This window comes from Janthinobacterium lividum (genome assembly GCF_034424625.1).
Lineage (GTDB): Bacteria > Pseudomonadota > Gammaproteobacteria > Burkholderiales > Burkholderiaceae_D > Janthinobacterium > Janthinobacterium lividum.
In genome coordinates this window covers 2496482-2522806 of sequence record NZ_CP139976.1, presented here as the reverse complement: position 1 = coordinate 2522806, position 26325 = coordinate 2496482, and the positions used below count along the sequence as shown (strand labels likewise).

Sequence of the window (26325 nt, the reverse complement as noted above, 5' to 3'; positions counted from 1 at the left end):
GGGTGGACTGGCGCCATCAAACATGACAGCCATCATGCTTCAACACATTAAATATGACGGTCATCATGTTTAATGTGTTGAAGCATGACGAACATCATGTATGATGTCAACCATTATTTTTGAACCGCAATCAGGAGCCTGCCATGCGTTATCCCGCCGAAGAAACCGCTGAAAAGCACCAGCGCATCCTGACGCAAGCGGCGCGGCTGTTCCGTGAAAAGGGCTACGACGGCGTCAGCGTGGGACAGATCATGCAGGCGACGGGACTCACGCATGGCCCCTTTTACAACCACTTCGCTTCGAAGGAAGCGCTGATGGCGGAAAGCACGCTGCACGGCTCGGAACACTCGCGCGTGGCGCTCGATGCGGCAACGGCAAGCCCGGAAGCCATGCGCCAGTATGTGCGCGATTACGTGAGCGCGGCCCACCGAGACGCGCCGGGCGATGGCTGTTTGCTGGCCGCCCTGGCCGGCGACGCGCGCAAGCAGCCGGCCGTGCGCCCCGCCTTCACCGTCCACCTGAAAACCATCATCGGCAAGCTGGCCACGCATTTTCCGTGGCAGAAAAAGCGCAACCGACAACAGGAAGCCATCGTCATGCTGTCAGCCATGGTGGGCGCCGTGGCGCTGGCGCGCGCCGTCGACGATGCCGCGTTTTCCGATGAGATCCTGGCGGCAGTCAGCGCAACACTTGCGCCACCTGCCTGACCCTGTCGGCCACCGTGCCGGACACATCGACAAAGGCGATCCCCCGCCGCGCCAGCTCGTCCTGGTACCACGCATGCTGGCGCGCGCGAAAATCCTCGTCGCGGCGCGTGCCATCCTGGATGAAGGGGAAGTCTGGGGCGCACAGCAGCACCAGATCGTAACGGTGTTCTGCCAGCTGCGCCAATTCCTGTTCGGCCCTGCCAAACATCTCGACACAGTAAAAATACGTCGTCATGGGCGAGGTATCGCAAAACAGCCAGCGCCGCGCAGCCAATAGCGCCTGCGCTTCGCGGCGCAGCTGTTCCCGGCCGATCTTCAGCAGATCGTCATAGTTCAATATGCCATCCTGGATTTCCCACAACTCGCGGCCATATTCGGCTACCCAGGCCGTCTCGAAATGCGCCGCCAGTGCTTGCGCCAAGGTCGTCTTGCCGCTCGATTCGCCACCGAGCACGCACACGCGCGTGACAAAATCGGCACGCACAATCGGCGACAGGAAGGCGCTGTGCGCATGCGGGTCTTGCCTGGCCCGCGTGCCGGACACGGGCACCACAGTTCTCGCCTGGTCCACGCTCACATGCGCCACCGGCCCGCTTGCATAATGCCGTTCCAGCACCCGCGCAAAACCGGGGCCATAGTCCTCGCTGGTGAAGACGGCATCGACGGGCAGCGCCAGCACCGTCCAGCACAGCCAGCCCATGAAGTGGCGATGCAGCTCGCCATCGTCGTCGTTGTGCGGCAGCGTACGCGCCGGCACGCCGCGCGCCGCGCACAGGGCGGCCAGGCGCGCGTCGTCCAGCACGACGATGCGCGCCTGCGGGAATTGCGCGCGCAGCCACCGTTCCCGGCGCGCCGGCTCGTAACCGGGAAATTCGGGCTTGGTGTAGCTGACCACCAGCAGTTCTTCGCTGGCCTCTTGCGCACGATGGAGCAACAGTTCGTGGCCCTGGTGCAGCGGGCAGAATTTACCGACCACGAGGCCGCGTTTATAAAGGTTCATGCCACTGCTTCCTGCAAATCCGAAGTGTATTGAATGATCTTGTCTTCCGCCAGCAAGGTCTCGACCGCGATGGCGCCGAAAAAAGGCGCGAGCAAGGAGCGCGCCCGGTCAGCCTGCGGCATGGCGTTCGGCGCCAGGCGCAGCGCGATGGCGCCGTCGCCATGCTGGTGCACGCCGAACAGGGCGATGGCCAGCGGTTTCAGGGCATGCGTAATGTCGATATTGTTGATCCATTCGCCATTGATCGTCCTGTAGCGCAGGGGACTGCGGCCGGCCAGGCCCACCAGCACGGGACCGTGCGGGCCATGCGCCAGCGAAGCGTAATCACCGGTGCGGTAGCGAACCAGCGGCAGGCAAAAATTGAAGCCGCCCGTCACGGTAATTTCGCCGCGTGCGCCATCCGGCACGGGCTGGCCCGCGCTATCGAGGATTTCCACGTACAGCCGGTGCTGCAGCAGCACGTGGCCACCCGCCTGTTCATCGTAGACGGCCACGGGCCCCACTTCATTGAGCGAATAGATATCGAGCACGGGGCAGCCAAACGCCGCTTCGAGGCGCGCGCGCATGCCGGGCAACAGCATCATCGACACGGACAGCAGCGCGGCCGGCTTGTGCGCCATGGGCAAGGTCAGGAGCTCGGCAAACGAGATGGGGTCGCCCGCAATCAGCTCGGGCGCCATGGCGTCCAGGTAGCGCGCGCGGTCGCCCGGGTCGCGCCAGTCGTCCTCGTGCAGGTTGATCTTCGCCAGGCCCGATTCGTTCATCGTCGGCGTGACGGAGACATAGGTGAAGCAGCGGCGCTGATGCCCCAGCAGCATCACGCCCACCTGGCCCGCGCCATGGCGCAGGGTGACGCCGAAGCGGTACAGCGCGCGTTTGTGGAAGGCCAGGTAGCGCCCCGCCACCAGCGGGTGCGAGGCGATCAGCAGCGGGTGGCCAGTCGTGCCTGTCGTCTGGAAGTTGATCATGCGCGCCAGGTCCGCGTCGTCGGGCACGAAGGCGGCGATGTCGTAGGCCAGTTCGGCGCGGCTGATGGGCGCCACGTCCGCAAGACGCGCGGGCGGCGAACCGCAGGCGCGGTAATGCGGCACGGTGGCGTAGGTCGTCCTGAGAAAATCCGCCAGCCAGGGCAGCGGCGCGTCTTTGCTCCAGCCGATCTCCGCCTGCATGACTTCCTGCTCGTAGGCGCGCAGCGCTTCGACCTCCCCGGCCAGCAGCTTGTTGCCGCTGCGGTTGCGGTACCGGGGTGCCGCGGGATGGCTGCGCAGTTTTTCCAGCATGCGCGCGCCCGCCTGCGTCAGGGTGGGACAGTAGTCGCAGTCCGATTCCCAGGCGCCGCCCGGCAAATTGACGTCCACGCTCATTCGCGCGACCACTTGTCGGCCGATTCCTCGGCCGCCTTCTTTGCCAGCGCTTCGCGGATTTCGCGCGCGCGCTGCTCGGCCAGCCGGCTCGCTTCGAGCAGGCGGCGGCGCTCCGTGCCGCTGATGGCGGACAAGCGGTCCGTGGCCTGCGCCACGCTTTCGTCGCGAGGCCGAAAGCCCAGGCGCGCCAGCACGATGCGCGCCAGTTCCTCGCGCCGCTCGGGGTCTTGCGTGAACTGGTGGGCCGGCGTGGCAGCGGCCAGTTCGCGCGCCGCCTCGCCCAGCACCTGCAACAAATCGTGCTGCGGCAACTGCTGGCCGATGAACCAGTCGTCGGCCAGCAGCCAGCACAGGATCATGGCCAGCGCCAGCCGGTTGCGGTCCGCCTTCACCTGCGCGCCGATAAAACCCTGCAAGGATGCCGCCGGCGCACGCGCGCCATGCAGCAGCAAAATATCGTTGACCAGCGCGGCCACCGCCACGGCTTGCGCATTGGCGACGCCGGCGATGCGCGGCTCGGCGAGGAATTCGACGGGGGTGTCGGCCAGGCGGTGGGTCAGGGTTTCGAGGTGGGGACCGTGAGTATGCATGTCATTGTTGTATGTAGTGGCGCCGGCTGAACGCGCGCGCAAAGTCCAGCAAGTCCTCGTAGCGCTCGACGGCGTGGATATCCCAGCCCTGCTCGCGGCGCGCGCGCTTCAGATCGTCATAGGTCTGCTGCAGCCACTTATGGGCCGCCGCGCCATCCCAGTCGCGCTCCAGGTTCAGGGCCATGGTGCCGCCCGCGCCGCCCTGCGCCAGCGCTTTCGCCGAGATATCCCAGCCGCTGTTGCCCAGTTCATCCTTGTCGAACATGGTGGTGATGCCGTCGTCGGAAATCATCAGGATGTGCGCGGACCGTTCGCGCCTGGCCGCATAGGTCTGGCGCAGGCGGTGGATGGGGAAACAGGTGCCACCGCCAAAAAATTCCGTCAGCACACCCAGGATCATGTCTTCATCGCGCACGAAGCCTGGCGTTTGCATCACCTCGTTCTTGCCGCTCCACAGGGTCACCTGCACCTTCGCGCCGGCGCGCAGGGCGGACAAGGCGATCACGGCGCCAGCCAGTGTCAGGAACGAGGTATGCGCCTGCGGGTTCGGCATGGAGCCGGAACTGTCCACGTACATGTCCAGGTCGACGGGCACGGCATCGGTGGCGCGCGCCGGTTCGCGGCCGTACACGCGGCGCACGGTGGTCACGCCCGGCACGGGGCGCGGCGATTGCATCACCGATTGCAGCCAGTCGATGTCTTCCAGCGGGTCGCCGATTTCCCATGCTTCCAGCCCTTCCATCTGCGGTTCCTGCGACTCGGGCGCGGGGCGGCTGGGGAACGCCACCAGGTGCGGCAATGCCCGTTCGCGGTAATAGCGGATGGCGATTTCATGGTCGCTCAGGTTCACGCCCGACGCCTTTAAGATATCGCCCAGCTCGAACGGTTCGCGCAGTTGCCCGCCGCCCTGCCTGGCGGGCGCCTCGGTCACAGGTTCCTCGCCATCAAGGCCGGAAATGCGCTTGTCGTGCACCGGGTGGATGGCGCCGTCCGCCTCGTCGTCCTCGATCTGCTGCGCGCCATAGGTCTGGCAGCCACGGGCCGCGTCGCGCGTGTCGAGCAGATAGCGGCTCGGGCTCAAGGCATCCATGTCTTCCACCAGGTAAGGCAGCAGCAAGGTGGCGAAGCGGCCCGCCGCCAGCATCCAGTCGTTCGCGTAAACACGGATCAGGCGCGCGCCCAGCCAGGCATCCGTGTCCAGGCGTTCGTCTGCACTACCGCCTCCGAGTTCGCCCTTTTGCAGCTGCCACAGATTTTCATAGATGCGCATGTACAGGGTCCATACGCCGCCGCTACCCTTGGCATCGGCTTGCGCAGAGCGCCCATGCTCCAGCTTGCGGTAGATATCGGCCATGCGCAGATTCGCCTGGCGCTGCAAACGGTCGTTGATGAACAGGTCCGTGTACAGGTTGGCCACCATGGGCGCATGCTGCTCCAGGGTCGGCAAGGCGCGGCGCATGCGCGCCAGCAGGCGGAACTGGTCGCTGGCACTGCCCGGCGCGAGAATGTGGTGGCCGATTTCATGGGCAAGCACTTCCAGCGCATAGTCGTCCAGGCCCAGCTCCGTCACCAGCGGCAAGTCCACCACCACGCTCTGGTCCAGCAAGCGGATCATGGCGAAGCTGCCGGACAAGCCCTGCCTGCTGGCCTCGACGCGGCTGGCGCACAGGTTCGGGTCGCGCAGGCGCGTAAATTTGCTCCACGCGGCCAGGGCCTCGGGCCAGGCGGCGCGCCAGCGGTCGATCAAGTCGACATCGTTCTTCATGCGAGCGGCAGCAAACGGATCGCATGCGTCCACGGTGACGTGACGGCCAGCGTATGCGCATTCGCGGCGATGGCGATGTCGCCGGCCGGCAGGTCGAGCGCGATGCTGCGCGCGCCGATATGCACGGTCGCCCCCTCGAGGCGCACGGACGCCGGCATGGCACTTGGCGCCTGCTCGAACTCCTGCGCCGTCGCGCTGTGCAGCACGGCGCCATAGGCGTCGGCCACCAGCAGGTAGTGGCGCTCGGCGCTGCGCACGACAAAACCGTCCTTTGTCGCGCGCACTTGCGGCGGGGTGCCGAAGTCGCCACCGAGGCCGCTGAAGCTGCCGAACGCCCTGCCCTCGGCATTGCCGCGCCAGGGATTCGCCAGCAACTGCGCATGCACCTGCGGCCATTGCGCGCCCGGCTCGCCAAAGGCGGCCAGCGCCAGCGCTTGTGGCAAGGTGTCGGCGGCGGCCAGCGCACCCAGGCGGAAATGTGCGACGCCGGCGCGCCAGGCCAGCACCTGGCCCACGGCACGCAGCTGCGCGACGCTGCCGACTTGCGGCGCCACGGCAGCCATTCCGGCCTGCCATTGCGCGGGCCGCGCTCCCGCAACGGCGCCAATGTGGATGGCGGCGTTGCTGAGCATGCCCAATACATCCACGTGCGCGGTGGCCAGCAACGGCGCAAATGAGGGCGCCAGTTCGCGCCAGACGGTATTCAGGAACGGATTTTTCGCGGCAGGCCCGGCCAGACCATGGCCCACCAGTTCCAGCGCCATGTCATAGGCGGCAAAGGTAGCGCCGCCCACGCGCTCGGGCGCGGCGGCGGCCAAGGCCACCACCAGCGGATCGACGCCGTCGTGCAGGAAGGCGCCAAAGGCGGCCATGTCGAGCGCGGGAAAGCGCCGGCGCGCCTCCACAGCGCGCGCATTGAACTGGGCGCGGCCGCTGGCAAGTATCGAGGAAAAGGCAGGAGAAATCATCGCAGCCTGTCAATCGCTGTGCGAAAAGTGCAGCAGATAGCGTTCATCCCCTGACTCGAAGGCGATCTCGTCCCAGTGAATCGCGTACCAGACACCAGGTGGCGGCGTCATCGTCACGGCGTGCACGGTGAATCCGGTCAACGACATGTCCAGCGCTTCGAGGAAGGCGTTGACGAGGCAGGCGCGAAAACGGCCGGGCGGCGCCGTGCGCATGTGATCCGACGAGAAGAACCAGCGCTGGCATAGCTGCTCCAGCTGCGCGCGCCCGCACGGCACCGCCGCGATCTGCCACAAGGCCGCCGGCAAGTCGCGCGCGGGTTCGATGACGGTCAAGGCATAATCTTCGATGCGCAAGCCCAGCGCCGTGGCCAGGTCTGGCGCATCGGGCAGGCGTTGCAGCTCGTAAGTTGCGCACAGGTCGCTGGCCTCGCTGTTCAACATGGCCAGCGCATCGAGAAACCCGCGGCAGTGATCGATATTCAGAGCGTAATTCATTGCGAACGCAGCCAAGTGCGGTAGTTCGTATAGCGCTGGTGCAGGTACTTGAGCTTCAGCAGGTCGTCGTACAGGGGACCGTACAATTTTCTGCCCTTCGTGCGTTCGCCGATCAGCTTTTCGATGCGGTTCAGGCGCGCCAGGGTCTCGCGCTCGCTGACGCCATCGAGGCCCAGGTCGAATTCGGCCGACAGCACGCCGACAGGATCATCGCGGTCCAGATCCAGGCGGTTGAATTCATCGTTCGACAAATCGAACAGGCGGCGCAGCCAGCCCAGCCTGTCGCTGCGGTAGGCGGCGTTTTCCGGCAGCGCGAAAAATGGCGCATCCGGGTCCGGCTGCAGCTTGTTATGCAGGACGAACGGCAGCACCTGGCGCAAGTCTTCCAGCGCCACCTCGCCATTGCCGCGGAAATAAGCCATGGCCTTGGCGTAGATCATCAGCGCCATCAGGGTGCGCACGGAAATGCCGTTCAAGGTCTGGCAGCCCAGGTCTTTCAGGCGGTCGCGCCCATTGTCGGCCGCCTGCGCGGCGCCCCGGTCGGCGCCGGCCAGGCGGGCCGTATCCTTGGTCATGTATTCAAACTGGCCGCCGGCCGTCTCGAACAGCTCGAACTGGCTGGCAAAGAATTCCAGGCGGCGGCGTACGGCGTCGGGTATGGCCACCTGGCGGATGGATGCGCCGATCTGATCCACCTCCCCTTCCGTGAAGATGATATCGGGCGGCACCAGCTCTTCGGGCCGCACGTTTTCTTCCACGCGCAGCAGCAGTTCGTTCAGGAAGCGCGGGTTGAAAGCGAGCGCCTGCACCGTCACGTCGACCCGGTCGCGCAGCGCTTCGATCACCTGGTACGTGCCGCCGCCCTGGTCGTCGTTGGCCGTCAGATACCAGGCCGCTTCCGGGCATTCGTAAATATGGTTCAGCACTTCCGCGTAATTGTCTCCCATGACGGTGAGCAGCGCGCTTTGCGTGCGCGTGGGGATGCGGTTGTATTCATCGACGATCTTCACGCGCATGCCCAGCCAGGCGCGCCAGGCGATGCGGATATCGTCCATGCTTTGCGCGTTCACCAGGTCCGCCGGCAGCGGATTGCCCAGCAAATCGGCCACCGTCATCTGCGGGTGGCCATGCTGCATGGCGCGCTTGACTTCCTTGACGGTGGAGCCGGCCAGCACGCCCATCAGCAGGGCGCTGGCCGTCTTGCCCCGCCCCGGCCCGCCGACGAACAGGCATTTGCGGCGCGTGGCAAATGTCAGCAGAGGCAGCAAAATGAAGCTGGAATAGCTTTGCGCCGACGGCAGATTCAGCGTGCGGCGGCTGTCGCCCACGGAATACGTCTGCGACGGGCCATCGTTGTATTCGATGTCGTAATGGGGGCTGATGATGGCGTGATTGACGATCCAGAAATACGCCTGGCGCAGCTTTTCATCGAACGGCCGCGCTTGCGCCTCGCCTTCCGCTCCCAGCGCGATGGGGCCCTGGTACAGGTCCGCCACGTCGAACTGCCGCGCGGCGGGCGCGGACTTGGGTTTGGTGGGGGCCTGGGACAGGCGCTGGAACAGGTTAAAAGACGGCATGGCAATATTCTTCCATTAAGGAAATGAAATTATTGCACAAGCCACCTGCAAGCACCGGTTCGGATGACAAGCAACTCAGCCCGCCATCGGCGTGGCCAAAAACACCGGCTGCTGCTCGGCCAGCGCCGTCAAAGCGGCCACGGCCGGATAATCGCTGTCTGCCATCACGTCGGGCACCATCTGCTGAGCAAAACTCCAGGCCACCGCAATGGTGATGCCGGCAATACTCAAGCAGTCTGGCGCCTCTTCGCGCAATGACGCCTCCAGCTGCGCCCAGGCCCCATGCAACTGCAGCTGGACGCGGTCCAGCCAGGGCTGGTGCTGTTTTTCCTGCGGGCGCAAGCGCCGTTCATAGACGATCTGCACGGCTTTGTCGCAGGCGGCCAAAGCATAGCTGGTTTGGCACAGCGCGCGCAGGCGAGCCGGACCCGGCTCCGGCCTGATGCGGGGAGCATGCGCGGCCAGTTCCTCCAGATACGCCAGGATCAGGGTCGAGTCCATCAGCACCTGGCCGTCGTCCGTGACCAGGGTCGGCACTTTGACGGCCGGGTTGATGCTCCGTACCTGGTCGACATCGGAAAACACCGACAAGGGCCGGTGTTCGTGCTCCAGGCCCAGCACTTTCATACCGATGGCAACGCGCCTGACGTAGGGCGAATCGAACATGCCGATCAATATCATGGCCTTCTCCTCTCCATCTGATGAATAAACGCGATGACTTGCGCCGCGACGGGCAAGGGCGCGTCTTCCATCAGGAAGTGCCCGGCCTCGTCAAACAGATGCAAGGTGGCGCCGGGAATATCGCGCTGCAGGCGATGGCCGTAAGCCACCGGCTGCCACTCGTCCTGCTGGCCCCATAACACCTGTACCGGCACTGTCAACTGCGGCAGTCTTTCGGCAAAGTCCATCGTATAGCAGGCGTTATAGTGCGCCACCTGGTGCTGGTAGAACGAGGGCTGGCCCACCACGCCGCACAGCGGCTCCAGGTAGCACCGCAGAAGCTCGCCCTGCATCCTGTCCTTGTGAAAAACGGCCATGCCCAGCTGGCGCGCCATCGTGCCGCGATGCTCGCTGGCCGGCGTCAAGGCACGCCGGGCGAAATCATCGCGCAGATGCTTCCAGGTGGGCGACGGCCAGGAATCGTAGCTGGGCGCGTCGGCGATGCTCAAGCTGCGCAGGCGCGACGCGTGGTCGAACGCCAGGCGCAGCGCAATGGCGCCGCCGATATCGTGGCCGAACAAATGGGTGGTCGGCAATTGCCAGTGGTCGAGCAAGGCCGCCAGCAAGGTCACCTGCGCCGCTACCGAGGTATCGGCCTCGACGGGCCGCTCCGACCGTCCAAAGCCCAGCAAGTCATACAGGTGCACCTGGCAACCGGCATCGACGAACAGCGGTACCAGTTCGCGCCAGATCATGCTGTGCGCCGGCGTGCCATGCACGAGCACCAGCGGCGTGCCTGCGCCATGGATGCCGGTGGCGATACGGTGGCCGTGAATCAGGGCGTGGCCATTCAACAGCGGTTCTTGACTCGTCATCAGATGTCCTTTTGTTTGCGGAACCTGCAGACTAAGGCTTGACTGGACATGACGCCAGTGACATTCTTTTGCTCCTCAATACAACTTTTGTCATAACCCATGAATTTTCGCCTATCCGTCGATGCCCTGCGTGTGTTCAGGGCAGTGGTACAAACCGGCAGCATGAGCCAGGCCGCCAGCCTGCTCCATCTGAGCCAGTCGGCTGTCAGCTGGAAAATCAAGCGATTGGAGCAGCAGCTCGATTGCCAGCTGCTGGCGCGTAGCGGCGGGCTGTTTGGCACGACCGACCAGGGAGCCGTGCTGCTGCGGCATGCCGTCAACATACTCGATGCCCACGATGACGCCGTCGCCCATTTTTCGCCATCGGCGATGCATGGCCGGCTGCGCGTCGGCGTGACGGAGCAGATTTCATTGACGGACGTGTGCGCGGTACTGTCGCAGTTCTCGCATCACCACCCCAAGGTGGACGTGCAACTGGTGGTGGAGCAAAGCCAGGTATTGCGCGAACGCTTTGCCGACGGCGTGTTCGATGTGATTTTGCATCAGGATTTTGCCGGCATGGCGGCGCCGGCCGACACGCTGTTATGGACAGAAACACTGCATTGGTGCGCTGCCACGGCAGAGCAGACTTTGCCGGGCGAGAGCGTCAAGCTGATTACCTATGGGCCGCACTGCTTTTACCGCCGGCTGGCCGAGGAAAAGCTGGGCCAGGCCGGCATGGCCTGGAGCGTGGGCCTGGAATGCCCGTCGGTGGCGGGCGTGCTGACCGCGATTGCCGCCGGCCTGGGCATGGCGGTGGTCAATGAACGCAACCTGGGCCAGGGCGTGCACCGGCATGCGGCACTGGAACGGCTAGCGCCGCTGCCCCGTGTCGCCAGCCTGCTGCGGGCCAATGACAACCTGCCCGACCCCGTGCGTGACGGTTTTTGCCAGCTGCTGCTGGCAGCATTGCAGAACAGGAGGCATGATGGATCCCGTCGCTAGCGATGAGGCCAGAGCAGGTCAACCTTCTCCTCGTCGCTCAGCCACCAGCGCTTTCCGTCCTTGTCCTTGTGCACACCGAATATTTTCTGGTAGTTGTAGGTCTTGCAGTGCAGCTTCAGCCAGGCGTGGTAGTAGTCATCAAGAAAAGCGCTGAATATCTGCTGGAAGCGTGGTTCGCTGGCGTCTTTTTCGGGCAGCTCGAAGCTGCCTAACCTGGCAACGATGTGCGCGATGTTCTCCCTGCTGACGCCGTCGAGTTTCACGGGATCGGGCAAGGCGATCCTGAACGCCAGCACTTCCGCGCCCTCCTCTTCCCACCACTCGCGCAAATTGAAGCGGAAAATATCTTTTCCGCTTAGTGCCTGCAATTGATCCGCGAGTCTGTCGTATTCGGCGTTGTCGTCGTCGCCATGTATGTCACAGAACTGCGTATAAGCCAGTATCAATGCCAAAATCGTGGCATACCTTTCTTCCGCCACAGCCAGTGGGGGCTCCAGCGCTTGCACTGATTTCATGCTCATCCTTGTTTGATGACGGGTGCCGGCGCCTCGGCGCGCCAGCGCCACCAGCCCAGCGCCACGCAAGCCAGCAGCAAGGCCAGCAAGCCCGCCACTTCATGGCGGATTTCATACAGCGAGGCGCCCATCTGGTTGAGCGCGACAAAGCCCTGGATGCCGGCCGTCGATGGCAGCAGCCAGCGCAGCCATTGCAGCACGACGGGCATGGACGACACGGGCCAGGTCAGGCCCGCGAGGAACAGCACCGGCATCGAGGTGGCGATCATCAGCTGCGTACCCCGTTCGCGCGTGCGGAACAGCATGCCCAGCAGCATGCCGAAGGCCGCTTCCGCCAGGGAAAACAACACCAGCAGCAAGAGCATGCCGCCAAAGTTGCCGCCACGGGGGTAATCCTGGAACCAGAAGACAAAGCCGAAGAAATAGCAGCAGTTCAAGAAGGCCACGCAGGCGAACGCCAGCAGCATGCCCATATACCCACCCGCCGTGCGCGTGCCGGCTACGGGGAAACTCTTGCGCTGGTACCAGGTGCCGAACAGCATGGTCATGCCGATCAGCAAGGTCTGCTGCACAATGAGCGTAGCCACTCCCGGCACGACATACGCGCCATAGCCTTCCTTGACGTTAAACAGGGGCACGGCGTCGAAGGCGATGGGCGAGCGCTGCTGGTTGGCCTGGATGGTGGACGGCGTGCCCGCGCCCAGACGCTTGAGCTCAATACCGGCCGACACCGTGCCCACCACTTCGGCCAGCCCGTTCAGGGCCACCTTGTTCAACATCAGATACAAGCCATTGCCCGCCACTTGCGCGTGGGCGGCGCGGCCGGCCAGCACGTCCGTCTGCAAGCCGTCGGGGATGATCAAGACGCCCATGACCTGATCGCGCCACAGCAAATCTTGCGCGACGAGCAAGTCCGGCGTGACGGCGATCACTTGCAGCGACGGATGGGCCATGGCAAAGCGCGTCAGCTGGCGCGACATAGCGCTGCGGTCCTGGTCGACGACCGCCACCGGCACGCGCTGGACGATTTCCGTCGAGTACGGCAGCGGATAGAAGAAGGAATAGATGATGCCGCCGATGAACAGCAAGGTCAGCGCGCCCTTGTCCGTCAGCATGGCGCGCCAGGTGGCGAGAAAGGCTAGCCACATCATGTGCGTCCCCAGGCGGCAGGCGCATTCGCGCGGCGCGCCAGCAGGAATACGCCCACGGCGCCGCAGCCGGCGGCAAAGCCGGCCAGTATCAGCATTTCCTGCACGCCATAGCGCCACGGTGCGCCGGCCAGCCAGTATTTCGTTTGCAGCTGCAGATAATGCGTGAGCGGCAAGGCTTCCGCCCAGGCGCGCGCTGGCGCCGGCATGGCCATCAGGGGAAAGGCCTGACCCGCAAACGCAAAGGCCGGCGCCGTGATGAAGGCGGCACCGGACAGCGCCAGGCGCAGCGACAGGGTGGCGGCGATCAGCAAGGTGGCCAGGCCGCAGTAGGCCAGCACCAGCAGCAGCATGCTCAGCAGCAAGGCCGGCAAGCTGCCCGCCACGGCCCAGCCCCGCGCCAGGCTGAAGAACAGCAAGTACAGCAGCGCCAGCGCGCAGTAGGCGACGAGGGGAAACAGCAACTTGGCGCCGATGGCGCGCAGCCAGCTGCCATCGGCCGAGGCCAGCCATTGCGGCACCGTGCCGTCGCGCAACTCGCGGCCGATACTGGTGACGACGGCAACGACGATGAAAATCTGCAGCATGGCCGGCATCAGGGCCAGGGTCAAAAATGCTTCATAGCTGGTGTTTTCGTTGTATAAACTGTTCAAGGTCGTGCGTATCGGTTCGAACTGGGCCGCCGCCTGCACGCCCGACATGCCTTTCTTTATCCGCGCCGTCATCTCGATGCCGGCCGACAAGGTCGTGCTGACCGTGCGCACGTCGCGCAGCAAGGCGCCCGCGTGCGAGGAAAACTGCGCGTTGTACAGCCATTGCACGGTGGCTTGCCGGCCGCCCAGCAGTTTCTGCTCGAAATCGTTCGGGATCAGCAGATAGCCGAACGCCGTGCGCTCGCGCAGCCGGTGCAGGGCTTCGTCGCTGGACGCCACTTTCGCCGCCACGGCAATGCCGGGCGAAGCGTCGAGCCAGCGCGTGAGCTGGCGCGACAGGGTGGAATTGTCGTTATCGATGACGACGATGGGCAAGTCGCGCGCGATGCCGGCGGAAAACACCAGCCACAACATGCCGCACAGCACCACCGGAATCCAGCTGAGCATGCCGATATCCCAGAAGTCGCCGCGCAAGCGCCGCCACTCGCGTGCCAGCGCTGAAACCGGCTCTTTATCCGCTTCGTTCATCGCTTATCAGAGCGGTGGGAACACGACCGACATGCCCGGGCGCAAGCCCTCGACCTTGATGGCGGGACGCAAACGGATTTCAAACGTGCGCAAATCCGTGCCGCCCGGACGGGCCGCGCGCCACGTGGCGAAGTCCGGCAACACGGCCACGGAGCTGACCTTGAAACTCAGTTGCTGTTTCAGCGCGGGCACATTGGCCGTATGCGTGCTGCCCATGGAAAACGCTGCCATTTCATCTTCGCGCACTTGCAGCACGGCCCAGGCGTCGTCGAGGTTCACCAGGGTGATTACGGGAAAGCCCTGCGGCGCCAGTTCGCCCGGCTGTATCTGGATCTTGCTGACCTGGCCCGCCACGGGCGCGGCGATCTTCGTCTCGGCCAGGGCGATCTGCGCTTCCGTCAGCACGGCGCCCACCTGGCGCGCCTGGGCGGCGGCGGCCGTCTTGTCTTCGGGACGGGCCCCCTTTTGCGCCATGTTATATTGCGCGCGGGCCGCTTGCGCCAGCTGGTCGGCCGCGCGCCATTGGGCTTGCGCCTCGTCGCGTTTCTGCTGGGCGATCACGCCTTGCTCGAACATATTGTTGACGCGGGTGTAAGTGGTTTTGGCGATGGTGGCCCCCGTTTGCGCCCGCTCCCAGTTCGCCTTGGCGGCGGCGATTTCTTCCGGTCGCGCCCCCGCTTCCGCTTTTTTCGCCACGGCGTCGGCCGCTTGCGTGGCGGCCGTCGCTTGCGCGATCTTCGCATCCACTTCCGGACTCGTCAGCTGGAACAGCAGCTCGCCTTTCGGAACCGTCTGGCCCAGCTTGACGTACAGCTCGCCCACCCTGCCCGGCACTTTCGACGAGACATTGACTTCCTGCGCATCCATCTGTCCCTGCAAAGGCAGGCGCTGCGGCTGGAATGCCTGGTACAAGCCCCAGCCCACGAAGGCCAGGACGATCACTGCGGCGACTATGGCCAAGGGTTTTTTGGAGGTACTCATTATTATTTGTCCACAGGTAATTGGATATCGGCCGCTGCCGCCAGGCTGCCCAGGCGTTGCGTCTCGCCTGTCGCTTCCAGCAATTGCGCCAGCCCCATCACGTAGTTATAGGCCGTCTGCGCGCGCTGGGTCTCGACCTTGGCCAGGTTCAGGCGCGCATCGACCACTTCTAGCGACGTCACTTGCCCTTGCTGGAAAGCCACCGTTTGCAAGCGGATATTTTCACGCGCCAGCTCCACCGACGAGGCCGTGGACAAGTACTGGATGCGGGCGTTTTCCAGCGCGCGCCAGTTCTTTTCGATCAGGGTGGGAATGTCGCGCTCGGCCTGGCGCGCCACCACTTCCACCCGCTCCTGGTCGAGCTTGGCGGCGGCAATCATCTTGCCCGTATTGATGCGGTGCACGAGCGGCACGGACACGACCAGGCCGATGGCCCAGTTCGAACGCACGAGTTTTTCATTGCCGCGATTCAAATTGTAATTACCGATGGCGAAGACGGTGGGCGCGTATTCCTTGCCGTGCAGCTTCAAGGCTTGCTCGGCCTGCACGCGCTTGCTGTCGATCTTTTTCCAGTTCGCATTCTCGCGCATGCCCGTGCTGATGAACGATTGCAAAGTACCCACCGGCAAGCTGTTGACGAACAGCGGCGTGCTGGGAAGCACTTGCGTGTTGACGGCAAGCAAGCGGTCGAGCGCCACCTGGGCGATTTCCTCGTCGCTGCGCGCCTGCGCTTCCTCGCTGCGGGCGCTGTCCAGGGCCACGTCGGCGCGCAGGCGTTCCGCGCGCGAAATCAGGCCACCCTTTTCCAGCTTGGCCGCGTCGCGCTGGTGCTGCGTCACGCCGGCCGTCACTTCGGCCCGCACGGCCACCACCCGCTTGGCCAGCAGCAGCTGGAAATAGCGCTGCGCCACCAGGGTGGCCAGCTGCTCTTCCGCTTCCGTGCGCTCCGCTTGCGCGGCCAGGGTCAGGCTGGAAGCGAGGCCCTTGACGGCATCCAGGCGCCCACCCGTGTAGATGGGCCACATGCCCAGCAAGCCGAAGGAGGTCAGGTCCGTCACCACTTCGCGGTTAAGGGAATTGGGAATATGCGGCGTGGGCAAGCCGGGAATCGGCGGCAGCACGGATTCGATGCCGCCCACCACGCCGGACAAGCCGCTCGTATCGATATTCAAGTCCGTCGACAAACGGCCGCGAAACGCCGTCAAGTCCACGGAAGGGCCATCGATATTCGACAAGGCTTCCGCCTTCAGTGTTTTCGCGCGCACGTCGAGCGCGGCGCCCTGCACGGCGCCCGAAGCCTTGGCCGCTTGCTGCAGCGCTTCGTTGAATGTCAGCGGTTCCGCCAGCGCGGGCAGGGTCGCGCCCAGCGCGCCTGCCAGCAATAATGATATGTGTCCTTGCAATCTGCCCATGTAGCGTCCAGTCAATGAATGAGGGGAAAGCACGGGGTTGCCATGTTTATACTTTCACAATAGCAATTATATCTACGGATGTCTATTCCAGCCTGCACTATTGGTTACCGGAGCCGACACATAAAAACGGGCGCCTCTTGCGGGGCGCCCGTTGAGCTCAAGCAGCTACCCGGCGAATTACTTCTTCGCCTTCTTGCTACCCTTCTCCTTTTCCTTTTCAAATACGGCAAAGAACTCGGACGCCATGTTGCGGATGGCGCGGCCGATGTTGGCGTAGTCGTATTCGTTCAGGTTGGCCAGCGACACGCGGCCGGACGGATGCGTGGTGCCGAAGCCGCGGCCCGGCAACAGGATGACGCCCGTTTCCTCGGCCAGGCGGAACAGGGCTTCGTTCGGTTTGAGCTTTTTCAGCAGCCACTGCGAAAACTCCACGCCATGCATCTGCGCGGCCAGCGACTCCATGTCCAGCAGGTGGTAGTAGCGCACGGAATTGGCGTCGTGCACCATCGGCAAGCCCAGCTCGCGGTACAGCGCTTCCTTGCGGCGCAGCACGATGCGTTTCATCGACTGTTTGTACTTTTGCTCTTCATCCATCAGCGAGAACAGGGAGAACAAGGTCATCTGCGCCTGCACGGGCGTGGACAGGCCGGCCGTGTGGTTCAGCGCCACCGTGCGGCTGTCGGCCACCAGGCGGTCGATGAATTTCAGCTCGCGCGGCTCCGTCGTGATGGAGTGATAGCGGGCATCGAGCTGCTTCTTGATGGTTTCCGGCAACTTGGCAATCTTGGCGTCGAGCACATTGTTTTCATGCGTGGCCACCACGCCCATGCGCCAGCCCGTCGCGCCGAAGTATTTCGAGAACGAATACACGAGGATGGTGTTGAACGGGCAAATGGCGAACAGCGAGACGAAATTATCGGCAAAGGTGCCGTACACGTCATCGGTCAAAATGATCAGGTCCGGGCGCTTCTTGATGATCTTGGCGATGTATTCCAGGGTCTCGTCATCGATCTTGACGGATGGCGGATTGCTCGGATTGACGAGGAAGAAAGCCTTCACCTTCGGATCCAGCAGCTTGTCCAGCTCCTTCTTGGTGAATTGCCAGTTGTTCGATTGCGGCGCATCGATATGCACGGTGTTCAGCTTGTAATCGTTCAGCTGGGGAATTTCGATGTACGGCGTGAAGATCGGCATGCCCAGGGCGATCGTGTCGCCTTCCTGGATGATGTGGTTCGATTTCAGGCTGGCAAACAGATACGTCATGGCCGCCGTGCCGCCTTCGACGGCGTACATGTCGAAGTTGCCGACGAAAGGATGGTCGCCGATCATTTCGCGGTGGATATACTGGCCGACGATTTTCTCGGACAGGCGCAGCATGCGGTCCGGCACGGGATAATTGCAGCCGAGGATGGCTTCGCACATCTCGTAGATGAAGTCGCCCGCGCTCAAGCCCAGCTGGTCGCGCACATACGACACGGCTGCCTCGATGAAGTGCACGCCCGGCGTCTCAGCATGCTGGCGCACGAAGATTTCAAAGCGCGCCTCGATGCCGTCGCGCGTGGGGAAACCACCCACGTCGTCCATGTACACATAGGAACGCTCCGCTTCCGTCATGGCGAATTGGCCGAACTGGAAGAAGCCATGGCGTGGCGTAGTCGCCAGGAAATTCGGGTTGCCGCGGCCCGCATTGAGCATCAGGCGGTTGCTTTGCTTGGCCGTCTGGATCAACGCATCCTTCAATTCAAATGGGCTCAACAGGGCAAGTTTGCTTGGGTTACTGAAATCCATTTTTGCTACTCCTTATAGACTGACAATGTTCAGGGTTCTTGCACATACAGGCAGACTCAGACGAAGGCCACAATCAGCGGCCCCAGCAGGGTCAAGAAAACGTTGGCCAAGGCATACGTGATGGCAAACGGTACGGTGGGAATCGAGTTTTGCGCCGCATTCAGCACTTCGCCGAACGCGGGATTGGCGCTGCGCGAGCCGGACAAGGCGCCCGCGAATACGGCCACGTTGTCATAACGCAAGATGTAGCGGCCGATCAGCATGGTCAAGATCATCGGCAGGATGGTCACCACCACCCCCACGCCAAACAGGGTCAGGCCGTGTTCGCGCACGGTTTGCACGGCTTGCAGGCCGGACGTGAGGCCGACGACGGCAACGAAGCCGGCCAGGCCCAGGTCTTTCAGGATTTGCACGGCGCCGCTGGGCATGTAGCCAAACGTCTGGCGCTTGGCGCGGAACCACCCGAATACCAGGCCCGACAGCAGCACGCCGCCACCGCTGCCCAGGGTCAGCGGAATCGAACCGATGCGCGCCACCAGCAAGCCCACCAGCAGGCCGACGACGAGGCCGGCGCCCATGTAGACGAAGTCCGTCTTGGCGCTCGGCACGATCATGTAACCCACTTCGGCCGCCACGCGCTTGACGTCCTGCTCGGCACCATAGATGGTCACCACGTCGCCCGTCTGCACGACGGTTTCCGCCTGCATGGGGAGGATCTTGCCCATGCGGCTCAGCTGCACGACAAAGATGCCGTGGCGCACGCCCGGCGCCGTGGCGCTGCGGATCTCGCCCACGGTCTTGTTGTGGTAAGCCTTGTTGGTCAGCACCATGTCGCGGCGCTGCATCACCAGTTCCATGCCTTCGACGGCCAGCAATTCCTTGCCCAGCTGGGAAGAGACGCTGAGCATGGCTTCGCGGCGGCCCACCAGCAGCACGATATCGTCGGCCGCCAGCACCAGATCCGGGCTGACGTCGATGATCTGGCCATTGCGTTTCACGCGCTCGATGGTGATGGCCGTGTTCGGATTGGCGCTTTCGATGTCCGCCACGGAGCGGCCGGCACCGGGGCCCACGTCGTAGATGCGGCCGATCAAGTCAGGCGCGGCCGGCGTCTGGCCCGGCCCCAGCACTTGCACACCCGCTTGCAGCGCCGTTTCCGCCTTGATCGCATCTTCGCGGATGGTGCGGCCCATGAGCTTTGGCAAGATGTTGACGCAGACAATGATGGCGCCAAACGAGCCGAAAACATAGGTCACGGCATAGCCGACGGCCACGTTGCCCTGCAAGCGGGCCACCTCGTCGGCCGCCAGGCCCAGCTTGGTGATCGCGTCGCCGGCCGTGCCGATGATGGCCGACTGCGTCAAGCCGCCCGCCGCCACGCCCGCTGCCAGGCCCTTGTCCAGGCCAAACACCTTGGCCAGGATGACCACCGTCAGCAGCGCCGTCACGGCCAGCACGACAGCCAGGATGATTTCACGCACGGACTGGCGCCCCAGCGAATTGAAAAATTGCGGGCCGCTTTCATAGCCGACCGCGTAGATGAACAGGGCAAACAGCACCGATTTCACGCCGGGATCGATGGCGACGCCCACCTGGCTGACGAGTACCGCCACCAGCAGTGAACCGGCTACCCCGCCCAGCTGGAACGAGCCGAACTTGATCTTGCCGATGTAGTAACCCGCTGCCAGGGAGAGAAACAAGGCAATTTCGGGCGACTTCTTGAATAACTCATGCAACCATTCCATGCGGACCGCCTTTCGTGTTGAAGGAATTCTTTACTGCGTGTGCCCTTGCCGGCTGCTCATGCGTGGACGGAGCCGGCCAAGGCCACGATGAGCGGCCCCAGCAGGGGCAGCACCACGTTCGAGATGGCATACGTAATCGTGTAGCCCAGCAAGGGCGTGGAATTGCCGGCCGCGTTCTGCACGGCGGACAAAGCCGGCGTACTGCACTGCTGGCCGGCGATGGCGCCCAGCAGCACGGGCGCTTCCAGCTTGAGGAAAAAGTGCCCCACCAGCAGCGACAGCGAGGCGGGGATGACGGCGATCAATACGCCCATCAGCGGCAACGACAGCCCGTACTGGCGGATCAGATCGATCGCCTGCGGCCCCGACGCCAGGCCCACGCAGGCGATGAAGGTGGCCAGGCCGATATCCTTCATCATGTCGAGCGCGCTGGGCGGGATGCCCTGCATGCCCGGCTTGCGCGCCTGGTACCAGCCGAACACGAGGCCCGTCAGCAAGGCGCCGCCGCCCGTGCCCAGCGAAAACGGAATGCCGCCCAGCTTGGCGGAAAAGCCGCCGATATACACGCCCAGCACGATGCCGATGCTGGCGTAGACAATATTGCTGCGGTCGCCCGTGGGCACGCGCTTGCCGATGGCGGCCAGCGCCGTGTTCAGCTCGCGTCCTTCCGTCGTGCCGTACAGGCGCAGCACGTCGTCGCGCTGCAAGGAAAGATCAGGCAGCGGCGGCATGCTGTGTTCGCCACGAACGACGGCCGCCACGTGAACGCCGGAAGGCAAGGCCAGCTGGCGCAAGGGCTGGCCCACCAGCGATGCTTGCTGCAGCACCACTTCGACGGCGGAGACAGCCATGTTCAAGCCCGTCGTGTCGGCAAATTCCTCGCCCAGGATGGCTTCGGCCGCCACCAGCGCGGGACGGTGGCCGATCACCAGCACTTCGTCGTTGTTGCGCAAGCGCAGTTCCGGTTCCAAAGGCAATACCTTGCCGTGCCGGCGCACGCGCGTGATGCTGGCGCGGCCCGCAAAAATATGCTGCAAGGCATCTATACGGCGTCCCGCGCCACGGCTGATGCGGTAGGCGCGGCCCACCATTTCCGGCGTCGCCTGCACGCCGTCGCCATCGGTCTGCGCGCCGCCCATCTTTTCCCACAATTTATCGGCTTCCTCGCGCAGATTGACGCGCAACAACAGCGGAAATATCTGGCTGGTGGCGATGACGATGGCGATCAGGCCGAAGATATACGTGATGGAATACGCGGTGACGACGTTGGCCTGCAGCTCGGCGATGCGGGCCGCCGGCAGCGCCAGTTTCGAGATGGCGTCCGTGGCCGTGCCGACGACGGCCGATTCCGTGGCCGCGCCCGCCATCATGCCGGCCGCCGTACCCTGGTCCAGACCCAGGAAACGCGTGGCCAGCAGCACCAGCGCCAGCACCACCACCACTTCGATCAGGCACAGCAGCCCTAATCGCAAGCCCTTGGCATTCAGGTTGGCAAAGAACTGGGGACCGCCCGCATAGCCGAGGGCAAAGATGAACAGCATGAAGAAGACATTCTTGACGCTGGCGTCCAGGGTGATGCCCAGCTGGCCGATCAGCAGCGCGGCGATCAGGGTGCCGCACACGCCGCCCAGCTGGATCGGGCCGAAGCGTATCTGCCCTACCGCGTAGCCTAGCCCCAGCGCCAGGAACAGGGCCAGTTCCGGCACCTGGTGCAATATGGACGTGATCGAATCGAGCATGGACAAACCTTCGAAAAGATAACGGATGGTTACAAGAGAACAGAGCGTTCGGCGGCTGACGGCAGCTGGCTGTTGAACGGGCGCACGGATCCTGCACGGCACTTGCGATAAACGCTTGCGCCGGAGAAATGTTGTTACGAGGAATTATGTTCGGTGAAAATTTTACAAGTGTCAACAGGTGTTCTGTTGAACTTGCTTTGCTTTTCATCAAACATCCTGCGCACGATTGAAGCACTTGTTTGACATCGATCAACAAAACTATTAGTAATGTCTCGGACGATACCAAAGTGCCTTGCGCGCCAGCGGTGTCTCTTCCGGCAAGTCGGGATTGGCCAGCTCCAGCACGTGGCGCCGGGACAGATTCAGGCCCTGCGCGAGGCGGCCAAAATGGCGCTGGAACAGCTGCGCGAAACTGCCGTCGGCAAGCATGGTTTCCAGTCCCGTTTCAATGTGGCGCGCCAGTTCCGGCCGGTGCTTGCCGACAAAAAAGTACAGCGCGGCCGGGTAGCGGATGACCAGGTGAGTGTCCAGCGCCAGCGGCAATTGCGCGTGGCTGGCCAGCTCGCTTTGCGCCTCGATCACGGAACGGGGAAAGTAATCGATGCGCCCTGCCGCCAGTTGCTGGAACAGGCCCTCATAGGTGCTCGACGTATCGAGGCGCAAGCCATTCGCCTGCAGGATGGCGGAGTCGGGCCAGTCGCGCATCTGCCCGGCAGACAGTCGCGCCAGGGCGGCAATGCTGCGCACATCGCGCAGCAGTTGCGGCTGGCGCGCCTGGATCAATGCCACTCTCCAGCCGATGAGGCCGCGGTCGATGGGGATGCGCACTGGCAACAATTGCGTTTCGCGCGCGCGGCTCGTCATCGCCCAGACGACATCGACGCTGCCCGATGCCATGGCGATTTCCTGCATCGCGCGCGTCTGCACCATGCGCAGTGCGGAGCGGCGCAAGGCATAGGCCTGGCCCGAACGGGCCAGCGCCTGTTGCAGCAAGGCCGTCACATAGCCTTGCTGCGGATCATCGAGCGCCTGATGGCGCGGATACACGAGCGGCAGCGGCGGCACCGCGCCGATGGCCGCGCCCAACGGCCACAGGGCGGCAAGCTTGAGCAGGGGGCGGCGCCGCATGGCCCCTCCTTTCCAGCGCATTCATAGCGTTCTTATCAGAATGACAGTATCGCGCAGCAGAGCACGCTTGTCGACTGGAATACGGCAACTGTGTACAAAACAACAGCAGTTTCAGACTGCAGCAGAGAGGCTGGAGTTAATCCAGATCAACAAAACCGCAAATAGGAAATAAATCTTGCGTGCTGCTCTGGACGGCATGCGCGCCCCTCGCCTACGCTGTTTTTTTATTTGAAAAACAAGAGGAACACATGCAGACAGCGCGCTTGAATATTATCGGGATGGATCACGAAGGCTGCGCCGACAGGCTGACGGGCGCGCTCGAAGCCGTCACGGGCGTGAGCACCGTGTGCGTCTCGCTGGCGCGGCACGGCGCCACGGTGCAGTTCGACGAACGTCTGGCCACGCAGGAACGCCTGCTGGCCGCCGTCAACGACGCCGGCTTCATGGGCGAAGCGACGGATGAAGAACAGCTGGCATCGTGCAGCGGCGCTTGCGGCCACTGCCGCCACTGAGCGCCTGCCCCCTCTTCCCTTCGCCGCTCAGCCTTCCCGCGCGCCCCGGTCGCGCAGATGCGCCAGCACGCGGCGCGGTCCCAGCGCCTGCAGGTCGAACGGCGGCAACTCGATGGCGTCGAGCGTATTCTTGAACAGCAAGCCCAGTTCCGTATCGCCTTCCAGGCTCAAACGACGGCTGAAGAACAGGGTGTCCGGATCTTCGTGGCGCCGCGCCAGCAGCATCAAATCATGCACGCTGGCCGCGATGCACAGGTCCGGCACGTCGACATAGCGCTCGGCCACAAACACCGTGCCCTGCCACTCGAAATCGAAGGCGATGCCCGCGTCCAGCAGCCGCAAGCGCAAGCTGCGCCCTTCCAGGCTGCGCCGCACGTCGTCGGGCAATTGCGGCGCCAGCAGGCGGTTCAAGCCTTGCACGAACAGCCAGGAGGCGGGATACGGGGGCAGCTTGGACAGCAATTCGGCCAGCGGTTCCGGCAAGCGGTACGACACGCCGGGCTTGCTCATGGGAGGCTTGGCCGGGATCGGCAATCTTTCCAGTTGATCTTGCATGGTGCTTCCTTTCGATGCGTTCAATGTGGGGCGTGCTGTTCCATGCCGGGCTGGCCGTGCCAGTAGCCGTCGCAGGCGCCGGCCGGCTGGCAGGCCGCCAGCTGGGCCTGGGCGCCGATGCCGCTGACCTGGCCACGGCGGGCGCGGTCAAAGATGGCGATGACTTGTTCCGTATGCATGGCTTGCGGGCTGATGCGCGCCACCACCACGCCCATGTCGCGCATGGCGTCGAGTTCTCGCACTAGGTTGTAGACCAGCGCCGACTGCGTCTGCGTGCCATTCAGTACCAGGAATGGCACTTCGTCGCGCGTGCGCAGCAGCAGGCCGTCCGGCTCTTCCAGGCAGCTGTAGCCGCAATCGTCCTTCGGCAGGTTGCGGTTGCGCGCCGTGAAGCAGCGCGCGGAAAACGCCAGCGGCATGCGGCCGTAGGCGAAGACTTCCGTCTCCAGCCCTTCCGGCTTCTGGCGCTGCATCTCGGCCAGCGCCGTCTGCCCCATTTCCAGCGGCATCACCCAGCGCCGTGCACCCAGGCGCGCCAGCAATTGCAGGCTGGGGCCATTGAACAGGTTCAAATGGGGACCGGCGACGAAGGACGTACCCTTTTCCATGCAGTGCACGGCGCCCATGTCGTTGGCCTCGACGCCATAGCGGCCATTGCCCGTGATGCGGCGCAGGGTCGCCAGTTCGGCGCCCGCCTCGATCAGCGCCTGCGTCGACAGCACCACTTCCTTGCCGGCGGCGGCCAGCATGTCGGCGATATCGAGCCAGTCGGCCAGGCGCACCTCATGCCGGCGCGAGCAGACGGTTTCGCCCAAGTACACGATATCGACGGCGGTGCCGGCGATCTGCTGGTAAAACTCGAAGACGGTGGCACGCGGCCAGTAGTACAGCAAGGGGCCCAGTGAAAGCTTCAGCATGTTCATCCTCTATTTCCAAGATCTGTGGTAAGCACCTAATGTGTGCTGCTGGCCTTCGGCCAGCTTGTCCATGGCCGCCATCCAGCCCGGCTTGACGGCGTAGCGCGCATTGCCTTCGCGGCAGGCGTCGATCGCCTCGCGCCACACGCGCGTCACCTGCGCCACGTAGGCGGGGCTGCGCTGGCGCCCTTCGATCTTCACGGCCCGCACGCCCATGGCGATCAGTTGCGGCAGCAGCGCCAGGGTATTCAGGCTGGCCGGCTCCTCGATGGCGTAATACTCTTCGTCATTGACTTCGAAACGGCCCTTGCACAGGGTGGGATAGCTGGCGTTTTCGCCGGGCGCATAGCGGTCGATCAGCACGCCGTTCAGGCGCGATTCGAGGCCGTTCGGCGTTTCCAGCCAACGCACGGATTTCGCCGGCGAGCACACGCCATGGGTATTCGGCGCCTCGCCCGTCGCATACGACGACAGCGCGCAACGCCCTTCGACCATCACGCACAGGGAGCCGAAACCGAAGACCTCGATCTCGACTTCCGTCTTGGCGATCAGTTGCTCCACCTGCGCCATCGACAGCACGCGCGGCAGCACGGCGCGGGCGATGCCGAAGTGCTCATGGTAAAAATTGATGGCTTCGTAGTTGGTGGCCGAGCCCTGCACGGACAGGTGCAGGCGCAGCTGCGGGTGGTGCTCACTTGCGTAGGCCATCAGGCCCGGATCGGCCACGATCATGGCGTCGATGCCGGCCTGCGCGGCGCGGTCGATGGCACTGCGCCACACGGCCCAGTTGTGCGGCTGCGGATAGGTATTCAGCGCCAGCAGCACCTTGCGCCCATATTGGTGGGCGTAGCGCACGCCCTCGGCGATGGCCTTCTCGTCGAAATTGAGGCCGGCGAAATTGCGCGCATTGGTGGCGTCGCGAAAGCCCAGGTAAACGGTGTCGGCGCCATTGTCGACGGCTGCTTTCAAGGCGGGCAGGCTGCCGGCGGGGCAGACCAGTTCCAGCGGTCCGGCCACGCGGGTGGCGGTGGTTGATTCAAGCATCATGATATTCACAGTCCTGTATCGGCTCAGGGTGCAGACTATAGCCCCGCCCATGCTGGCCAGTCCTTGACGCAGGTGAAGGAATGCATGCATGGCTGGCGCGCGTTCAACTTGCTTGACCTGGCTGTAAAATGCCCCACTTTTCTCCCTCTTCGATTGCCCGCCATGCCCCGCAAACCGCTGCTGATCTTCCTGCTCACCCTGTTCCTCACCGTGCTGCAAGTACAGTGGGCCGCGCCCGCCGACGGCTATGTCGAAGAAAAGCTCTCCATCCTGTCGCCCGAGATACTGGGCGCGTATCCGGGCGTGCTGCTGCTGTTCCTGCAAGCCGTCTTCGCGCGCCGCGCCATGCCGGTGCCGCGCCAGATCGCCATCAGCACGGGCCTGCTGGCCGTCTACTGGCTGCTGGCGAACTACGTCACCTTCGATATCCGCATCGCCAGCTGGAGCACCTTCTCGCCGCTGGAAATCTGGGCGCACGTGCTGCCCGCCTCCACTATCAGCATCGCCGTCTGCGCCGCCGCGTACTTTGGCCTGAGCTGCTTCATCCTGCGCCAGGGCCGCGCGAAAAAGTAAACGGGGGCGCTTTTTTCACCTGCATCAAGGATTCGTCACGCAACAGCACGCGCCCTTTGACGTCACTATATTTAGTGATTAATCTCCATAAAAACACCG

25 protein-coding genes are annotated in these 26325 nt (G+C 63.9%); 4 read left to right on the top strand and 21 right to left on the bottom strand.

The window, feature by feature from the left end:
• The first annotated feature begins 143 nt into the window (after positions 1–143).
• Positions 144–707: a TetR/AcrR family transcriptional regulator gene (locus U0004_RS11480; RefSeq protein ID WP_070259193.1), complete on the top strand. Its 564-nt coding sequence runs from the start codon at positions 144–146 to the stop codon at positions 705–707.
• On the opposite strand, the gene U0004_RS11475 is transcribed toward U0004_RS11480, so the two are convergent.
• The 9 genes from U0004_RS11475 to U0004_RS11435 all read right to left on the bottom strand — a co-directional run bounded on the left by U0004_RS11475 (position 679) and on the right by U0004_RS11435 (position 10001).
• Positions 679–1707, bottom strand: coding sequence for an AAA family ATPase (locus U0004_RS11475; protein WP_070259195.1), 1029 nt, complete (start codon positions 1705–1707; stop codon positions 679–681). The two genes, U0004_RS11480 and U0004_RS11475, sit on opposite strands and share 29 nt — an antisense overlap.
• Positions 1704–3065: a phenylacetate--CoA ligase family protein gene (locus U0004_RS11470; protein ID WP_231958577.1), complete on the bottom strand. Its 1362-nt coding sequence runs from the start codon at positions 3063–3065 to the stop codon at positions 1704–1706. Before U0004_RS11470 ends, U0004_RS11475 begins: the two co-directional genes overlap by 4 nt.
• 2 nt (positions 3066–3067) lie before the next feature.
• Positions 3068–3661 (bottom strand): hypothetical protein, encoded by a 594-nt coding sequence (locus tag U0004_RS11465; RefSeq protein WP_070259199.1) that lies wholly within the window; start codon positions 3659–3661, stop codon positions 3068–3070.
• Between the two features lies 1 nt (position 3662).
• Positions 3663–5426, bottom strand: coding sequence for a vWA domain-containing protein (locus U0004_RS11460; protein WP_070259201.1), 1764 nt, complete (start codon positions 5424–5426; stop codon positions 3663–3665).
• Entirely contained in the window at positions 5423–6394 is a 972-nt protein-coding gene (locus U0004_RS11455; protein ID WP_070259203.1) for a hypothetical protein, read from the bottom strand. The genes U0004_RS11460 and U0004_RS11455 overlap by 4 nt, the downstream gene beginning before the upstream one ends.
• Positions 6395–6403: 9 nt before the next feature.
• The gene (locus U0004_RS11450; protein WP_070259205.1) at positions 6404–6889 is read right to left on the bottom strand and encodes a hypothetical protein; all 486 of its coding nucleotides are present in this window, start codon (positions 6887–6889) and stop codon (positions 6404–6406) included.
• The gene (locus tag U0004_RS11445) at positions 6886–8466 is read right to left on the bottom strand and encodes an AAA family ATPase (RefSeq protein ID WP_070259207.1); all 1581 of its coding nucleotides are present in this window, start codon (positions 8464–8466) and stop codon (positions 6886–6888) included. The genes U0004_RS11450 and U0004_RS11445 overlap by 4 nt, the downstream gene beginning before the upstream one ends.
• 75 nt (positions 8467–8541) lie before the next feature.
• Positions 8542–9147, bottom strand: coding sequence for a glutathione S-transferase (locus U0004_RS11440; RefSeq protein WP_070259209.1), 606 nt, complete (start codon positions 9145–9147; stop codon positions 8542–8544).
• Positions 9144–10001: an alpha/beta fold hydrolase gene (locus tag U0004_RS11435; RefSeq protein ID WP_070259210.1), complete on the bottom strand. Its 858-nt coding sequence runs from the start codon at positions 9999–10001 to the stop codon at positions 9144–9146. The genes U0004_RS11440 and U0004_RS11435 overlap by 4 nt, the downstream gene beginning before the upstream one ends.
• Positions 10002–10100: 99 nt before the next feature.
• Here U0004_RS11435 and U0004_RS11430 point away from each other — a divergent pair, with 99 nt between their 5' ends.
• Positions 10101–10985: a LysR family transcriptional regulator gene (locus U0004_RS11430; RefSeq protein ID WP_071653732.1), complete on the top strand. Its 885-nt coding sequence runs from the start codon at positions 10101–10103 to the stop codon at positions 10983–10985.
• On the opposite strand, the gene U0004_RS11425 is transcribed toward U0004_RS11430, so the two are convergent.
• From U0004_RS11425 to U0004_RS11385, 9 genes are all read right to left on the bottom strand, one after another.
• Positions 10982–11500, bottom strand: a complete 519-nt coding sequence (locus U0004_RS11425) for a hypothetical protein (protein ID WP_139144255.1) — start codon at positions 11498–11500, stop codon at positions 10982–10984. The genes U0004_RS11430 and U0004_RS11425 overlap by 4 nt on opposite strands.
• Before the next feature lie 2 nt (positions 11501–11502).
• Positions 11503–12651 (bottom strand): ABC transporter permease, encoded by a 1149-nt coding sequence (locus U0004_RS11420; protein WP_070259212.1) that lies wholly within the window; start codon positions 12649–12651, stop codon positions 11503–11505.
• Positions 12648–13829, bottom strand: coding sequence for an ABC transporter permease (locus U0004_RS11415; RefSeq protein WP_070259213.1), 1182 nt, complete (start codon positions 13827–13829; stop codon positions 12648–12650). The genes U0004_RS11420 and U0004_RS11415 overlap by 4 nt, the downstream gene beginning before the upstream one ends.
• A 6-nt stretch (positions 13830–13835) precedes the next feature.
• Complete coding sequence (locus U0004_RS11410) at positions 13836–14810, bottom strand: HlyD family secretion protein (protein ID WP_070259214.1); 975 nt, start codon at positions 14808–14810, stop codon at positions 13836–13838.
• Positions 14811–14812: 2 nt separating this feature from the next.
• Positions 14813–16222: a TolC family protein gene (locus U0004_RS11405; protein WP_070259215.1), complete on the bottom strand. Its 1410-nt coding sequence runs from the start codon at positions 16220–16222 to the stop codon at positions 14813–14815.
• Positions 16223–16399: 177 nt separating this feature from the next.
• A complete protein-coding gene (locus U0004_RS11400) occupies positions 16400–18010 on the bottom strand; it encodes a bifunctional aspartate transaminase/aspartate 4-decarboxylase (protein WP_052140176.1) in 1611 nt (536 codons plus the stop codon).
• 56 nt (positions 18011–18066) lie between these two features.
• Positions 18067–19755, bottom strand: a complete 1689-nt coding sequence (gene aspT, locus U0004_RS11395; protein WP_034783003.1) for an aspartate-alanine antiporter — start codon at positions 19753–19755, stop codon at positions 18067–18069.
• Between the two features lie 56 nt (positions 19756–19811).
• Entirely contained in the window at positions 19812–21494 is a 1683-nt protein-coding gene (gene aspT, locus U0004_RS11390) for an aspartate-alanine antiporter (protein WP_070259217.1), read from the bottom strand.
• Positions 21495–21755: 261 nt separating this feature from the next.
• Positions 21756–22622, bottom strand: a complete 867-nt coding sequence (locus U0004_RS11385; protein WP_081345835.1) for a substrate-binding periplasmic protein — start codon at positions 22620–22622, stop codon at positions 21756–21758.
• Between the two features lie 248 nt (positions 22623–22870).
• Here U0004_RS11385 and U0004_RS11380 point away from each other — a divergent pair, with 248 nt between their 5' ends.
• Positions 22871–23134 (top strand): heavy-metal-associated domain-containing protein, encoded by a 264-nt coding sequence (locus U0004_RS11380; protein WP_070259219.1) that lies wholly within the window; start codon positions 22871–22873, stop codon positions 23132–23134.
• A gap of 27 nt (positions 23135–23161) precedes the next feature.
• Here the strand turns inward: U0004_RS11380 and ubiT are convergent, their stop codons facing one another.
• Genes ubiT through ubiU form a run of 3 tightly spaced genes read right to left on the bottom strand, consistent with a single transcriptional unit; the run spans position 23162 to position 25653 of the window.
• On the bottom strand, positions 23162–23689 hold the full coding sequence (ubiT, locus tag U0004_RS11375; RefSeq protein ID WP_081345836.1) for a ubiquinone anaerobic biosynthesis accessory factor UbiT: 528 nt from the start codon (positions 23687–23689) through the stop codon (positions 23162–23164).
• A 20-nt stretch (positions 23690–23709) separates the two neighbouring features.
• Positions 23710–24606, bottom strand: a complete 897-nt coding sequence (gene ubiV, locus U0004_RS11370) for a ubiquinone anaerobic biosynthesis protein UbiV (protein ID WP_070259303.1) — start codon at positions 24604–24606, stop codon at positions 23710–23712.
• A gap of 9 nt (positions 24607–24615) precedes the next feature.
• The gene (gene ubiU / locus U0004_RS11365) at positions 24616–25653 is read right to left on the bottom strand and encodes a ubiquinone anaerobic biosynthesis protein UbiU (RefSeq protein ID WP_412101868.1); all 1038 of its coding nucleotides are present in this window, start codon (positions 25651–25653) and stop codon (positions 24616–24618) included.
• Positions 25654–25815: 162 nt separating this feature from the next.
• Between ubiU and U0004_RS11360 the strand changes: the two genes are divergently transcribed.
• Positions 25816–26226 carry a hypothetical protein gene (locus U0004_RS11360; protein ID WP_070259221.1) on the top strand — a complete coding sequence of 137 codons (411 nt, stop codon included), beginning with the start codon at positions 25816–25818 and terminating at the stop codon, positions 26224–26226.
• Positions 26227–26325 lie beyond the last annotated feature (99 nt).